Source organism: aff. Roholtiella sp. LEGE 12411 (assembly GCF_015206995.1).
Classification (GTDB): domain Bacteria; phylum Cyanobacteriota; class Cyanobacteriia; order Cyanobacteriales; family Nostocaceae; genus Komarekiella.
In genome coordinates, this window is the sequence record NZ_JADEXR010000016.1 from 23,657 (window position 1) to 38,894 (window position 15,238).

Genomic DNA, 15,238 nt, shown 5'->3' on the forward strand with positions numbered 1-15,238 from the left:
ATCTATCTTTTGTATTTGTATTATCAAAATTCTTAAAAATATCAAAAACTAGTTAACAAATGTAGACATTTTGTTGTTTTTAGAGTTATCAATTAAATGATCAACCTAATTGACTTCACTATAAGTAAGTTTTCAAGGCTAAATTTAGTCATTTTTGAAAGCTCATTTATGGGCTAAGTGAAGTTAAAAATTCGATAAATCGAGTGAATAATACAAGGATTTTAATGAACAATAAAGGCTTGACTCGACTAATTGCGGTAGCGGCTACTTTAACTAGTGTAATTTCTGTAATGGCTCCTGCAAGTGCAGCCGACTTTACTTGGGGTGATTGGAATGCTAAAACTTCCGGCGTTCAAAGTGGAGCAACTGACACATCAGGGTTCCAATCTTTGATTCCTGATTTCCAACAATTGGTGCAACCAGAAGGAATAGCATTAGAAAATCTCAATAAACTAGATCCCACTAAGCTTTTTTTGAAATCTGACACCAATGTTCGCGTTTGGTTTCTCAACGAAGGCGCTAGCTATAAAAATCAGTTAGCTTATCAAACAATCAATGGTAGTCAGTCCCAAAAAGGATTGATTTTTGAAGATGCCTCTTGCATAACAGGTAATCTATGCGAAAAACCCAGTCAAGATGGAATCTTAAACGTCGGTGATTATGTTGATTTAGGGAGAATCACTAGTGGTACACAAGTCAGCTTCTGGTTGAATGCAGATGGAGCTAACCCCAACAGAACTTTTAACAATGTTTACGGTGCTCCTGACGCTGCAAATCCAGACGGACTAGAACACTTGGTTGCTTATGAATATAATGGTTATCTTCTAATTGGGTTTGAGGATTTGTATGGTTCATTAGGTTCGATGGATGGCGGTAATATCAGCCCTACAGATCGCGACTTCAATGACGTAGTTTTTGTTGTGGATTTTGGCAAAGACAATACGATAGCTTCTTCTGTACCAGAACCATCTACAGCAGTAGCGATGTTAGGTGTAGGAGCAATTGGTATGTTGAAACTGCGTCGCCGTCGCCAAAACACAGTTGAAGAGTCAGCTTAAATTAGACTATTTGTTCACGCGGCGGAAGCCACTGGCTAAAATAGGGTTATGTCTGAAACTTCTTTTAATCAGTTGACTTCCGATTCCGCAACCGCAACACGCCCCACGTTCATCCTCGTAGATGGGCACTCCCTTGCCTATCGTTCATATTTTGCTTTTGCCAAAGGGCGAGATGGAGGACTACGTACAAAAACGGGCATTCCGACTAGTATATGTTTTGGTTTTCTAAAGTGCCTGCTGGAAGTAATGGCAACACAACAGCCACAAGCAATGGCGATCGCTTTTGATTTGGGTTTGCCAACCTTCCGCCACGAAGCTGACGATACTTATAAAGCTGATCGTCCAGAGACACCAGAAGACTTTGTTCCGGACTTAGCAAACCTGCACGAGTTGCTCAATGGCTTTAATCTCCCAATTTTAACTGCCCCTGGTTACGAGGCGGATGATGTTTTGGGAACTTTAGCACAACGAGCAACTGATGCTGGGTACAGAGTGAAGATTCTCACTGGCGATCGCGATTTATTTCAGTTGATTGACCCTAACAAGGAAATCACTGTTCTAAATTTTAGTCCAGATGCACTTAAGCGTTCCACCAACAGCATCACCGAATTTGGGATAGAACAAGTTAAAGAAAAATTAGGCGTTTTGCCTTCGCAAATCGTTGATTTCAAAGCTCTTTGCGGTGATAAATCAGATAATATCCCAGGGGTCAAGGGAATTGGCGGAAAAACAGCTGTACAACTGCTGGACGCCTACGGTTCTCTTGACCATATTTATGCTGCTTTAGATGAAATTAAAGGAGCAACTCAGAAAAAACTGGCATCAGGTAAAGAAGACGCCGATAGATCTCGCTATTTAGCAACTATAGTTATTGATGTTCCTATAGAAATTGATTTAGAAGATTGTAAATTAAAAGGTTTTGATACAAGTGTCCTGGCAGCAATTTTAGAAAAGTTAGAATTCAAAACTTTTTTAGGCAAAATTAACGAACTTCAGCAACGGTTTGGTGGCAAAGTTGAAGCAACGCCAAAAATAGAAACAGCCGATACAGCTGATACAGAACCGGAATTTGAAGGCGAAGATGTTGCGTTTTTTAGTTTTGCCGAGACACAAGCTGCACAACAGCAATCTGCTTCTCCAATTCAACCACGCATCATCGACACAAAAGCCAAACTAACTGAGTTAGTGAAACTTTTGCAAAAATTTACCAACCCAGAGAGGCCTGTTGCTTGGGATACTGAAACCACTGACTTAGAACCACGAGATGCTGAGTTAGTGGGAATAGGTTGTTGCTGGGGAACGGAACTAGACGAATTAGCTTATATTCCCCTTGGACATAAAACCGGGGAAAATCTCAAAAAAGATATGGCGCTAGAAGCACTACGCCCAATTCTTGAAAGTGCTGATTATCCTAAAAGTTTACAGAATGCCAAATTTGACCGCTTAGTTTTTCGCTGTCAAGGAATTAACTTGAGCGGAGTAGTGTTTGATCCGATGCTGGCAAGTTACCTTTTAAATCCAGATTCTAGCCATAATCTGAGTAGCTTGGCACAGCGATATTTAGGGTTAGTTGGGAAAAGTTATGTAGATTTAGTTCCTAAAGGTAAAACTATTGCTGATATAGATATTCCTGCTGTAGGAGATTACTGCGGTATGGATGTTTATTCTACGTTTGGTTTAGTACCCAAATTGCGAGAGGAACTGGAAAAAGTTCCAGCTTTGTATCAGCTATTGTTGGAAGTAGAACAACCGCTAGAAGCAGTTTTAGCGGAAATGGAATATACAGGTGTCCGCATTAATTCAGCTTATCTTCAAGAGCTTTCTCAGCAATTAGAGACAGATTTAGCAAAGTTGGAACAGAAAGCAACTGAAATAGCTGGGGAAAAATTCAACTTGGGTTCTCCTAAACAATTGAGCCAAATATTGTTTGAAAAATTGGGATTAAGTACCAAGCATTCTCGCAAAATCCAAACTGGTTACTCTACAGATGCGGCAACACTAGAGAAACTTGGAGAAGTTGATGAGACAGGGTTTGTTGATGCGATTATTGAGTACCGCACCCTATCTAAATTAAAGTCTACTTATGTAGATGCTCTGCCAGCATTAGTGCGTCCAGATACCCAGCGGGTGCATACTGATTTTAATCAAGCAGCAACATCAACTGGTAGGTTGTCTTCTTCTAATCCAAATTTGCAAAATATTCCTATTCGCACAGCTTTTAGTCGCCAGATTCGTAAGGCATTTTTGCCAGAACCAGGCTGGTTAATGGTGGCTGCTGATTACTCACAAATTGAGTTGCGAATTTTGGCTCATTTGTGTCAAGAGCCGATATTGGTGCAAGCATATCAGCAAAATGAAGATATTCACACAGTAACGGCTCGCTTAGTATTTGAAAAAGAAGACGTAACATCAGATGAACGAAGGTTAGCGAAAACCATCAACTTTGGTGTGATTTATGGAATGGGTTCTCTGAGATTTTCACGTTCAACAGGGATAGATAAAGCTATTGCCAACGAGTTCATTAAGCGATTTAACGAACGCTATCCTAAAGTTTTTGCATATTTGGAAGGGGTAAAAAAGCAAGCGATCGCTCAAGGTTATGTAGAAACTATTCTCGGTCGTCGTCGTTATGTAGAGTTTACTAACAACAGTTTACGTCAATTAAAAGGTAAGAACCCAGAAAAGATTGACTTGAGTAAATTGAAGAATTTGGGGGCTTATGATGCAGGTTTACTACGCGCTGCTGCTAATGCACCAATTCAAGGTTCGAGTGCTGATATTATCAAAATTGCGATGGTAAGATTGCATGAGATTTTGTATAAATATCAGGCGCGTTTGTTGTTGCAAGTTCACGATGAATTAGTGTTTGAAGTCCCTCATCATGAGTGGGAAGAATTACAACCGCAAATTAAGTCTGTGATGCAAGATGCGGTGCAGTTAAGTGTGCCGTTGGTAGTGGATGTGCGTGCAGGTGAGAATTGGATGGAGACCAAGTAAATTAATGCCTAGAATTGTTTAACGAGTACGGCAGAATTTGCGATCGCTATCATGTTCAGGGTATTGCCAAGAATAAGCAAAATGGCTCACTCCCTTCAGTTGGGGAGCAAATTGGCGGAGTGCCTGCATTTGTGCTTCTAGCGGTGGACGATTACTGATTGGTTGTCCCCATTTGCCAGCTAAAGCTGGAATCACCTGCGTACCTGGTTTTGCCATACTCAAAACCCGCTGTACTTGCGCCACAATACAACTGACGTTACCGCAAGTCGCGTATAACATGGGATGCCACTCCAGCGTACTAGGGAATCTATCCCAAGGTTGCAACCGGGAATCATACCCTTGCCCTAATGTTTGGTTGCCATCGGAAAAAAACACCACCCCTGCGGGAATACCTTGTTGCTTTGCTGGGTAACTAGCTATGGTTACAAAATCTAGAATTCCTTGCATGGCATGAGCAACAAAGAGTTGCCACAACTCCCATTGCAAAAGTGGTTGTCTATCGGTTGCGGGCACGATTGACTTTTGTTGTGGTGGAAGAATGCGGCCTTGCCAGAGGGGTTCTTTTTCTTGGGGGTAAAGTTTATCGACTTCAGCTATATCTCCCGATGTGATGTATCCCCTACTCAAAAAGCGCCGAATCATATCCAGCCCTTTGTAATTTAGTGCCCGTTGAAATAAAGCTTCTTGAGTTGCTGGGCTAAATAGCCACAAATCTGTGACTTTGGTGGCGATGGAATTACTTCCTGTTTGTCGAGGATAGCGCACATAGTCAAATAGCAAGCCATCTGGGCGACGGCGCAGCACTTCCTGTACTATTTGGTAGTAGTCGCGTTTTGCTTGCAAGTTGTAGGGATCGATAAATACTTGACTACCGTCAGCTACTACATATAGGCTTGTTTGACCCTTGCCATTGCGGGCGATCGCTGTTTCTCTATCTCGACGCTGGGCGTAGGTATAGCCAAAATTGGTGGTAAACATCCAGGCGTAGACCTTCAAACCGCGTTGCCGACCTTTTTGAATCGCAACTGAGAGCAGATCGATGTTTTCAGTTCCTGGGGTGCGAATCACAGAAGGCCAAACCGTAGGATTAGCGCCAGATGGCAATAATACCTGTCCATCGTAAAATACTTCCAAATAAACTTGGTTATAGCCGCGATCGACAATCCGATCCATAATCTGCTCAATTGCTCCCGGACGAATGTCGCAGGGATACAAGCGCAACCAGATTGCTTGAATTTGCGGCCAAGTACGAGTGCGGCACTCCTGCAATTCCTGTGCTTGTTCTTGCACCAGCTTTTGGTAGCTAGTCTGGGCATCTTGATTGCCTTTGAAAGTTAACAAACGCAAGTTTTCTTTTTTTTGCGCCGCAGCTGGTGATAACTGACAATATTGGGTAACTTGCGCCTCTGCTGGTTGACTCCCTAAGTTGCAGAGCAACAAACTACTACTGAAAACTACAGTACACAGGCGTTGCCAAAATAATATTGGTCTTGTAACGTTCAATGGACGATTAGACATACGTACAGATATATAGTAATCCGATTTGATTCGTGAACTGACTTGTAGAGACAGGGAATGGGGGATAGGGAATGGGAAATGCGAAAAAAGGGAGTTAGAGGTGTACGCAGTTCTTTCAAAAATCAAATAGGAATCCTATAGATGGACAAAACAATCATCGCTCCTAAATTCAGATCATTATGGTGCGACATGATATTAAATTCTCTAGGTAATAAGGAATTTTTAGCCTACTTTTTCAAGACTGCTAAACTCCTATTTCTGTTGCCAGATTTTTTGAGAAAAATATAATAACAAGAAGTGCAAAAACTCTGAACAAAAAGCAGGCTTAACCTGCTTTTTGGAAAATAATATGAATACACTACAGTGGGGTAGGCATTATACTGCCCACCCTATAATCAAGGAACTATTTGTTGTAATCTACTCAATTGAAAATCGGTGCAGATTATTTATTTTATTGCGATTCCAAATTTCAAAGCAAAACTTAGCTAAAAATAACAAAGTAGTCAAGAGTTAAAGGTTTAGACTCTTGACTAAAGGCGGAGCGCCTTCGACTTTGCTTTTGACTTTTGATAGTAGGTTAGCGGATGGTTAAGCGCCACGCTTCAGTGATGTCTCTACCTGCTGTAACTCCTTCTCTAGGCGATTTTTGAGTTTTTGGGGTACGGGACGATTTGGGTAAGAACTGTAGTGTCCAGCTAAGGAGTTGAGAGCTGTTCGCATGGTTGTAAAGGAGCTAAGACCAGAAACAGAGTTAACCCGCTGGTAGCGAGCTGAAAAGTCATTAATTTTTTGACGCGCTTCTGCTTGAACTGCTGCTTTGTTTTGTGAATCTTCTGATAAATCTAGAGCTTGCCTCATGGAATTGACTACAGTTAAGGTGTCTTGGCGATAATCCCCTGTTAAACTATCTGGACTACCAGAACAGCCCATTAAGCCAATGGTTAGAACCAAAGCCAGTGCAAGCAGACGCGACCAATAGCGCTTCATATGCATTAAGTGAAATACTACGCAAATCAACGTCCATCGTATCTTGGATTGGTATCTTGGGGATCAATTCAGTGCTAAGTGAGAAGTCAAGGGTCAAGGGGAACCCGCCCAACGCAATGGCTCCTTTTGACTCTGGACAATCTCCACTAGGACTTACGCAACTGGCACACAAAGCTTCTGGTATAAGAGTCAAGGGTCAAGGGTCAAGAATCAAGGTTTCTTGGACTTTTGACCTTTGACTCTGGACAACCTCTGGCGTTAAAAATATGACACTTGCGTCCTGTCCACGAAAAAAATATGACACTTGCGTAAGTCCTATTTAATTCCTAACTGTTTGATAAAGAGTATCTCGTTGTTGGTAAGGTCTTCCTAAAGAAGCGATCGCCACTTGCAAGGTTTCCACTTCCATGCATGTGCCACCTAGAGCACCTGCCATTGTGGTAATATGCTCCTCCATCAATGTACCGCCGATATCGTTGCAACCCCAAACTAAGGCTTCCTTCGCACCCGCAAGCCCCAGCTTTACCCAACTTGGCTGATGGTTAGGAATCCAATTACCTAAGAAAATCCGCGCTACAGCTCCTAGTAGTAGCGCATCAGTTAAAACTGGTTGATTGCGTCCGACACGACGACGTAAGGGCTTAGGCGCTTCTTGCCCGACGAAGGGTAATAAAATAAATTCAGTAATGCGAGCTGGATATCCCTGATTGATCGCAGTTTTTTGGAGCGATCGCAATTTTTCTAAATGCTCGATTTGTTGTGCTGGCGTTTCAATATGCCCAGATAGCATAGTGCTAGTGGTGTGTAAGCCTAATTTGTGAGCTGTACTGACAATTTCTAGCCAAGTGGCTGTGTCAATTTTCTCTGGACATAGTATCCGCCGTACTTCATCATCTAACACTTCAGCTGCTGTTCCTGGCATTGAGTTAACACCAGCATCTCGCAAAGCGGTAATTACATCCGCATACTCAAGTCCGTCAATTCTGGCTATAAATTGCACTTCTTGCGGTGAGAAAGCGTGTAAATGTATTTGGGGAAATTCCTGCTTGATGGTTTCCACTACCTTGAGGTAATAAGCTAAAGATTTGCCGTTTATCTGTGCTTGTGGGTTCAATCCCCCCTGCATACAGATTTCCGTCGCACCTCGCCGCACTGCATCTGTAGCTTTTTCTAAAATTTGCGCCCAATCTAACCAATACGCACCAACATCACCATCATCTCTACGGAAAGCACAAAAACTACAGTGCTGCTCACAGATATTAGTAAAGTTGATATTACGGTTAATTATGTAGGTTACTGTGTCACCTGCTTGATTGTAGCGGAGTTTGTCAGCTGTGGCGCGAATCGCTGCGATCGCCTCTGGATCAGTTTGTTTTAATAATACCACTCCCTCTGAAGGAGATAAATCGTACCCCATCAGAGCACGCTCAAGAATTGTTTCGACAGCACTTTTCGTCACATTACATCTCGAAAACTAAAGTATCACTCTTTTAATTTTCTCAGTAAATCTTAAATTTGTGATGATGTAACCAATAAAATTATTCCAAATCCTACTTGTTTGTAAATACACCAAGGTCTGGAGAATCCCAGGCTCGAACATAAATCTTATTTTGAAAACTAATCTCTTGGCGTTTCTTTTGCTTGCTTCTTTTAGTTTCCATTGAAATAATTCCACAAGGTATAAATTCTTTATAAGGATACTCTTTTTCTGTAAATGCCGAAATATTATTTACATTAATATGTTGAATTTGAACCCTTTCTTGCTTATTTTGTTGCCAAATTACCCACAACGGATATTCCCAAGGATCATTCCCCATCGATAACCCAATATTTGAGCATTTTTCTGAGTTTAAAAATCCAACTGCTCCTATGTAAGTTTTTTGGAGATATGGTCTATTACTAAAATACTGCTCAATCCTGTTTGTTTTCAGTATGCTATTGTTAGCAATTATCGGTCTGTATCTGTTGAAAAATACCCAGCTTAATGATGATATTAGTAGAAATGTTATTATATAAAATGCTATTTTGTCTTTTTTTATCTTGGATAAAATAACGCCTATAAATGGAGACATCAACACAAAAAAAGGCAAATGCAGACGACTATTCCAGGCTTGCCATTTTACCAAGTAGCAAAACATAAAAAAGGTCGAAATTACAGTAACCAAATAAGGAAGAATATAATTTTGTTTACGGATATTTGGTTGAGTTATAAAAACAGTAATAGATATAATTATTAAAATTAAGTGTATGAGGTTGCCAGCACTGTTTTCATTACCAGGTATTCCAACTGTTGACCAACCTCCTGGCACAAAAAATGTTCGAGAAAATGTTATCCGGGGGTCATCAACATCTAGACCAATAAATATATGTATAATTTGGATTAATTTATTGGCTATCCCATTCCATAAACCAATTGGTGTGCCTATATGCAAAGCCCCATTTCTGAGTATATTGGAAAAAAGTGTATTAATACCAAGTATTTCATTTCTATAACTACTTGGTTCACCAAGCGGCGAGGCAAATAAATTATAATTACGGAAATAATGACCAATATTAATCAATAAAGATATACTACCTATCATCAAAGCTGGTTTCCACACTTGCCAACGTAAGCGTTTAATCTGGGAGAAACACAACCAAAGTAAGAAGGGAAATATATAAAAATAAGCTGTTCCCTTGCTCAAAATCGCTAGTCCTATACTACTACCAACTTGGAACCAATTAATCCAATTGCTGTTTTTATTAGCTTGTACAGTTAATAGCAGATAATAAGCAAGACAAAGTACCCAAAAAGCAACTACGTAATCATTTTGAGTGCTTGATGCTTGCAAAATACCCATAGGAATTGTTGCAACTACAACAGCAGAGAAAACTTGACCTCGTAAATTTGCTCCTAGTTGTTTTGCAATTAATGAGACTGCAATAATGCAGCCAATCATACTTAACCATTGAACTAAGTTAGCGAAGTAATCACCACCACTCAAAATTTGAAAGTGCAAAATTACAAACTCTGACCAAGGGTTTTGATATAGCTGTGGCGTATAACTTGTTGGATAATGAGCTACGCTGTGATTTTGTATCCAATGGGCAACACGACTCATGTGATAGTCCATAGAATCCCAGTTATTAGGTGGTGCTATAATAGCAATTAATCCAACTGTAATTACATAAAAAATTATGCCGAATAATAGATTTTTTAATGGTTTACTTAGTTTTAAATCGTTAATTATAAAACAACTATTTGATATTAAAATATCAACATTTTTAGAATTAAGTCGATAATTTGTAAAAATTAAGATTATACACATTACTCCCCAAACTGCTAAAAGCCAAACTAAAGTAATTAATTTAAAATAACTCAAGATTTCTGTGATTGCAGTGAGTAAAACTCCCCAGTAAGTAGTTGATAATATCAGAGCCTGACGCCAATCAGTCCGGTGTTTATTAATTATCAAAAAAATATTGATTAGACAGAGTAAAGGCAATATAATAAGCATTATTACAAAATTAGATAAAATGTTGTTATTTTTCAGTTTATTAAATCTGAGAAACAACAACAGTTTACGATAAAATTATCTTGATTTAATGATAAATAAAATATTTTGACTAAATTGACATTACTCAAAATATAGAGTTTGTTGAACTAGATTCCCAGGTTGGAGACGACTGGAGGGCTGATTTTAAGAGTGATTGATAATGATTTGCAGCATCCACTGGAGGTGTTGATGCAAGTGTATCGTACGATTAAAAGGGGCGCAGATTCGGTGGTAAGTCGTCATGTATATTGACTTGTTGATGGCACGGCTATGAAAGCTATTTTTTGGAGTGTATCTCACTTTTACAGAAGGATGATCTCGTTGCTACCTACCGACGCTAACCGCCGTGTACCTTTGGCAGGTGAAACTTCTGCCTCACAACAAACGCATTTGTATAATTGGCGGGCTTCTCTATCCTCTCGCTGGCTTCACCCCTTGCTTTGCCTGATGTGGTTTATCATCGGTATCAGCTTGCGCCTAGCCAACTTGACTGCAAAGCCTCCTTGGACTGATGAGTTTTCCACCTTAGTGTTTAGTTTGGGGAATAGTTTTTTAGAAGTACCCCTAGATCAAGCGATCGCCCCTGACATCTTATTGCAACCACTGCAACCACAACCCACCGCTAACATCCAAGACGTATGGGCGCACTTGAGTCATGAGACTAATCATCCCCCACTTTACTTTTTCCTTGCTCACTGGTGGATGCAGTTATTTCCCACACAAGGAGGTCTAGTTTCTTTGTGGGGGGCGCGATCGCTTGCGGCTCTTTTCGGTGCTGTATCTATCCCAGCTATCTATACTTTAGGCTGGCTAAGCTTTCGCTCTCGCTTGGTTGGCCATTTAGCAGCTGCCATGATGGCAGTATCACCTTACGGCATTTTTCTAGCACAAGAAGCGCGTCATTACACTTTGGCAATTTTGTGGGTGATTGCTTCCCTCGCCTGTTTGGTAATTACCACACGTCACATCCAAAATCGCATACAACTACCCGTCTGGTTAGCAATTTCCTGGGTAGTAATTAATGCTTTGGGTATTGCTACTCATTACTTTTTCGCTCTCACACTCTGTGCTGAAGCTCTAGTTTTAATTGTTCTGGCTTGGCAATACCACACACAGTTTAAACAAGAGAAAACTGGGAATTGGTTCAAAAAATTCTCTCCATCTTTCTCTCCCTGGGGGCGCATTTATGCGGTTGCAATTGGCACTTTCGTCGCAGGTGCAGTTTGGCTACCAATATTTTTGCACAACAGTTATGGCAGTAAACTGACAGATTGGATACAGCAACCACGTGTGGGATTTGCTTGGTTAAGCCCAATTTTCCAAGCTTTTGCGGCATGGATAACCATGATTTACTTGCTACCAGTTGAAGCACCACAGTTAGCGATTGTAATTGGTTCTGGGCTGGTAATGCTGATGTTCTTGATTTGGGCAGCACCAATCCTAGTTCGTGGGCTGAAATTTCAGCTACGGCATTCAGAAAATCGCTTGATGACTCAAGTATTGGCTGGGGTAGTTGTAGGGGCGATCGCTTTATTTTTTATCTTTACGTACTTTCTTGGTATTGATTTGACAAGGGGTGCTCGTTATAACTTTGTTTACTTTCCGGCTGTCATGGTTTTACTAGGAGCAAGTCTCGCAGTTTGTTGGCATTCTCCCAAAAAATTAATAGCAGAGAGAGATAAAAATAAATTGGGCGCTCAGCCTTCTTTGAAAAGGACTTCCAAAGAGATAGGCCAATGGAAAGAAGTCCGGAAATCGAAAATTGAGCCTTGGAACTTTAGGAGAATAACTGGTAAAAAAGCCGTGATGCTTATTTGGTTGATGGGATTTTTTAGCGCCGTAACAGTCATCTGCAATCTTGGTTATCAAAAATATTATCGCCCTGACCTTTTTGCACAACTAATTCAACAAACATCCCAAGTTCCAGTACTGATTGCTACCACTCAAATAACTCATGTACATATTGGGGAGATGATGGGAGTAGCCAGAGAGTTTAAAATGCAGAGTTCCCGCTTCCCAAATATTCTGTTTCTCCTCGCCCATCAAGACCAAGACCCTAACGCTTCTACAATTGCTTTAGAAAAGAACTTAAAGAAGCTACCACGACCATTTGACTTGTGGCTGGTGAATTTTCGCGCTCCTGTAGCAGAAGAAGTCAAAAAATGTGTTGCTCATACCCAATCTTTGCCAGTAGTGAACGGCTATGAGTACAAAATTTATCATTGTGGGAAAAATTAATCGCAGCAAAATTACTTTTTGTAACTTTCTGGCACACCCACTGGCGACAAACCTGCGATCGCCCGTAAGTTTTGGCAACGAATCAACTCGGTAAAATTTAAACCAGAACGCCCTTCAATCTTAGCTACTGCTTCAATTGCAGATAACAGATGCTCCGCTGCTTCAGTTTCTGAGTAACCACGCCGTTGTGCTATCCGAATTCCTACAGCATCGGCATTTAATTCTAACTCTTGAGACTTATTTGTGCGCCAAATGCGAACCAAGGCGATCGCGCTTAATCCCCCAGCCACAGCTATACCCACGACATCTGACTGTGTTGATTCCACTAATCCACCCAAAAGTCCCGCCAGTACCACACCTTGATAAACATCGGGTTTAAACCATTTCACTCCCATCAACCAGCTAACCATTTGCAATAACAGCAAATCACGTTGCGGCTTCGTCAGGCGACGCCACAAATCGAAGTTAATATATATGGGTCGTTCTCGATTCCAGGGTAGAGGAAAAGAAGCTTGCATTACCTTTGTCTGCTCTGGCTTACTAACGATTTTTGTCGTCATTCGACCAGAAGCAGGCATGACATCTAACAAACGGCGAATTTCAACATTTGGCTCCATATTTTTAATTATTAGCCATAATATGCATGGTAACTAATTCTGCAAAAGATAAACTTTTCGTGTTAATCTTTGATTTGTAAAACGTTGTGATAGTTTTTCAAAAGAAATATTCTATTGGTGAAAACCTGGGCAAATTACGGTTTGCAAATAGAACAAACACTAAAAAAATACTGGTTGAGTGGTTTTATCAGATGGCGGGATTTTATGGTATCCGTTTGCCCCCAAGTTCAAAACCTCCAAATTTAGGATAACCATTAAGATTACACTTTATAACTACATGGACGCTTTTGCTCCCATCCCGCCTGAATGGACGAACAAGGCAACACACGCTTACGATTTTTGTTGTCCTAACTGCCACTCAAGCAGCCTAGAAGCTGCAAAAGTTTGGCTGAATCGGCGATCGCCTGTAATCACAGAAGACCGTCGCCGCAAATGGCAGGAGTTTTACTACTGTCATTGTGATTGTGTGTGGTGGGCTTGGAGTAGCGATCGCCCCCCAACAGATATATCTAATCAGCGAGATTATAATCCTACATAACCCCATTTTTCCTAAACAAAAGCCCGCACCAAGGCGGGTTTGTGTTTATCTGATTAGCTAATGGTGAGCACTTAAGTACTCACCACTAACCCATAAACAATTTTAGAAAGTGAAGGTAGTACGTAGTGTACCTATATAAATAGTGTCATTTGCGTCGTTGTGTTCAGGATTGAATATCACCAATACACCAGGAGTAACGGCAATATTATCGGTGAGTTTCACTTTGTAGAGGGCTTCTGCATGATAAGAGGTGTCCGGATCTTCTCTACCCGCGATATCATTACTAGTGACTCTGGGTGATTGACCAAAGATCAAACCAAGCAAGTTGCCTTCTCTACCAAAGTCTTTAAGACCAACAGTAGCAGCCCAGAAGAACAAGTCTGCATCACTACCTCTAGTTGCACCAGCTTCCGATTTTGCAGTTGTATAACCAACCCAACCACCAACAGTCAATTTAGAGCTGGGTTGGAAGGTAGCTTCTATCCCATAGTGGTTTGCTGAAGTAGCGACACCATTGCCAAAGGGACGAGCGGCGAAAGCACTACCTGTACTTCCTGTAAGGTTAATATCGTTGGGATTACCAGCAACCGTGAGGTCAGGATCTCTACCACCGTCATAAGTGTGGGCGTAGGTTAGACCGATGTTGAAAGCTTTGCTAGGTTGGAATGCTATCTGTCCAAAGGCTGCATAATCACCGTCGAAAACTCCGAAACCGTCGTTGGGGTTGCTAGATCTGGGAGCCAGATAAGCACCCGTCAAACTAAGAGCATCATTAGGATTGAAGGTAACAGTAACACCAGCACCACCAGCACCTTGGCGATAAATAGGGCTGAAACGTCCGTAGCGGGATAAAGCACCTGAACCGCTGCTTCTGAAGTCAGGGTTAAAGACGTTGGTGTTCTCAAAAAACTCAGCGTTGTTAGCATCAATCTTGACTCTAATTGCGTCACTCAGGTTGAAAGCATAGTTAATTTTATCGATTTCAACACCGTTGCCAGTATCAGCCTCATAACCCAAGCGGGTCATGTTAGTACCCGTTACAGTATTATTTTGGACAATATTACCGGCTTGTAAACGAACTTGCAACTTGTCTTTACCAGTGAAGCTGCTTTCTAAACTTAAACGTACGCGATCGGAGAAAACGGTATTGGAATTCAAGTCGGCACCGCCAGCTCTCTGATCTCCGAAAGCATCAGATACGTTGAAAATCGCTTCTCCAACCAATTTAGTAGTGGTGGAAAACTGATTAGCTTCAAGTTCAGATGTGCGAGCTTCTAGTCCATCAACGCGACCACGCAGGGTTGCTAGTTCGGCAGAAAATTCTTCTTGTAAACGCTGTAAGGTAGCTAGGTCTTGCTTAGTTACCAAGTCAGCTGTAGCTGTGGCAATCAGTTCATTAACGCGATCTAAACAGGCATTCAAGCCAGCAGCAAATTCATAACGGGTCAAAGCACGATTACCACGATAAGTACCATTGGGATAACCTGCAATACAGCCGTATCGCTCAACTAGGGACTGCAAAGCTTGGAATGCCCAGTCTGTGGGCTGTACATCCGAGAACTGAGAAACGGATGTTACCTGACCAAAGCTATTAGACTCTTCTTGAGACAACTGGGCAACAGTTGTTACCTGTTCTTTGGTTTCCCCAGCTAAAGTGCTGTTAGCAGCAAAAAATGTGGCTGCGAAAATGACTGGACTGACCTTCAACACATTCCAAAATAGTTTTGTCATGTTTTTACTCTCACTCAC

At 41.2% G+C, this 15,238-nt stretch carries 10 protein-coding genes; 4 read left to right on the forward strand and 6 right to left on the reverse strand.

Annotated features, from left to right (window positions below; genetic code table 11):
* Positions 1-224: 224 nt before the first annotated feature.
* Together IQ246_RS05780 and polA are read left to right on the forward strand one after the other, a co-directional pair.
* On the forward strand, positions 225-1,058 hold the full coding sequence (locus tag IQ246_RS05780; RefSeq protein ID WP_194000973.1) for a DUF4114 domain-containing protein: 834 nt from the start codon (positions 225-227) through the stop codon (positions 1,056-1,058).
* Positions 1,059-1,106: 48 nt separating this feature from the next.
* Positions 1,107-4,055 carry a DNA polymerase I gene (gene polA / locus IQ246_RS05785; RefSeq protein ID WP_194000975.1) on the forward strand — a complete coding sequence of 983 codons (2,949 nt, stop codon included), beginning with the start codon at positions 1,107-1,109 and terminating at the stop codon, positions 4,053-4,055.
* 18 nt (positions 4,056-4,073) lie between these two features.
* On the opposite strand, the gene IQ246_RS05790 is transcribed toward polA, so the two are convergent.
* From IQ246_RS05790 to IQ246_RS05805, 4 genes are all read right to left on the reverse strand, one after another.
* Positions 4,074-5,573, reverse strand: a complete 1,500-nt coding sequence (locus IQ246_RS05790; RefSeq protein ID WP_194000977.1) for a family 10 glycosylhydrolase — start codon at positions 5,571-5,573, stop codon at positions 4,074-4,076.
* A gap of 588 nt (positions 5,574-6,161) precedes the next feature.
* Positions 6,162-6,566 carry a photosystem II protein Psb27 gene (psb27, locus tag IQ246_RS05795; RefSeq protein WP_194000979.1) on the reverse strand — a complete coding sequence of 135 codons (405 nt, stop codon included), beginning with the start codon at positions 6,564-6,566 and terminating at the stop codon, positions 6,162-6,164.
* Positions 6,567-6,879: 313 nt separating this feature from the next.
* Entirely contained in the window at positions 6,880-8,019 is a 1,140-nt protein-coding gene (gene cofH / locus IQ246_RS05800) for a 7,8-didemethyl-8-hydroxy-5-deazariboflavin synthase subunit CofH (RefSeq protein WP_194000981.1), read from the reverse strand.
* A gap of 91 nt (positions 8,020-8,110) precedes the next feature.
* On the reverse strand, positions 8,111-10,015 hold the full coding sequence (locus tag IQ246_RS05805; RefSeq protein WP_244141936.1) for a glycosyltransferase family 39 protein: 1,905 nt from the start codon (positions 10,013-10,015) through the stop codon (positions 8,111-8,113).
* A gap of 528 nt (positions 10,016-10,543) precedes the next feature.
* Here IQ246_RS05805 and IQ246_RS05810 point away from each other — a divergent pair.
* Entirely contained in the window at positions 10,544-12,334 is a 1,791-nt protein-coding gene (locus IQ246_RS05810) for a glycosyltransferase (protein ID WP_194001047.1), read from the forward strand.
* Positions 12,335-12,345: 11 nt separating this feature from the next.
* Here IQ246_RS05810 and IQ246_RS05815 read toward each other — a convergent pair whose 3' ends face one another.
* The gene (locus IQ246_RS05815; RefSeq protein WP_194000985.1) at positions 12,346-12,951 is read right to left on the reverse strand and encodes a DUF3318 domain-containing protein; all 606 of its coding nucleotides are present in this window, start codon (positions 12,949-12,951) and stop codon (positions 12,346-12,348) included.
* A gap of 277 nt (positions 12,952-13,228) precedes the next feature.
* Here IQ246_RS05815 and IQ246_RS05820 point away from each other — a divergent pair, with 277 nt between their 5' ends.
* Positions 13,229-13,489, forward strand: coding sequence for a hypothetical protein (locus tag IQ246_RS05820; RefSeq protein ID WP_194001049.1), 261 nt, complete (start codon positions 13,229-13,231; stop codon positions 13,487-13,489).
* Positions 13,490-13,591: 102 nt separating this feature from the next.
* Here the strand turns inward: IQ246_RS05820 and IQ246_RS05825 are convergent, their stop codons facing one another.
* Complete coding sequence (locus IQ246_RS05825) at positions 13,592-15,220, reverse strand: iron uptake porin (protein ID WP_194000987.1); 1,629 nt, start codon at positions 15,218-15,220, stop codon at positions 13,592-13,594.
* Positions 15,221-15,238 lie beyond the last annotated feature (18 nt).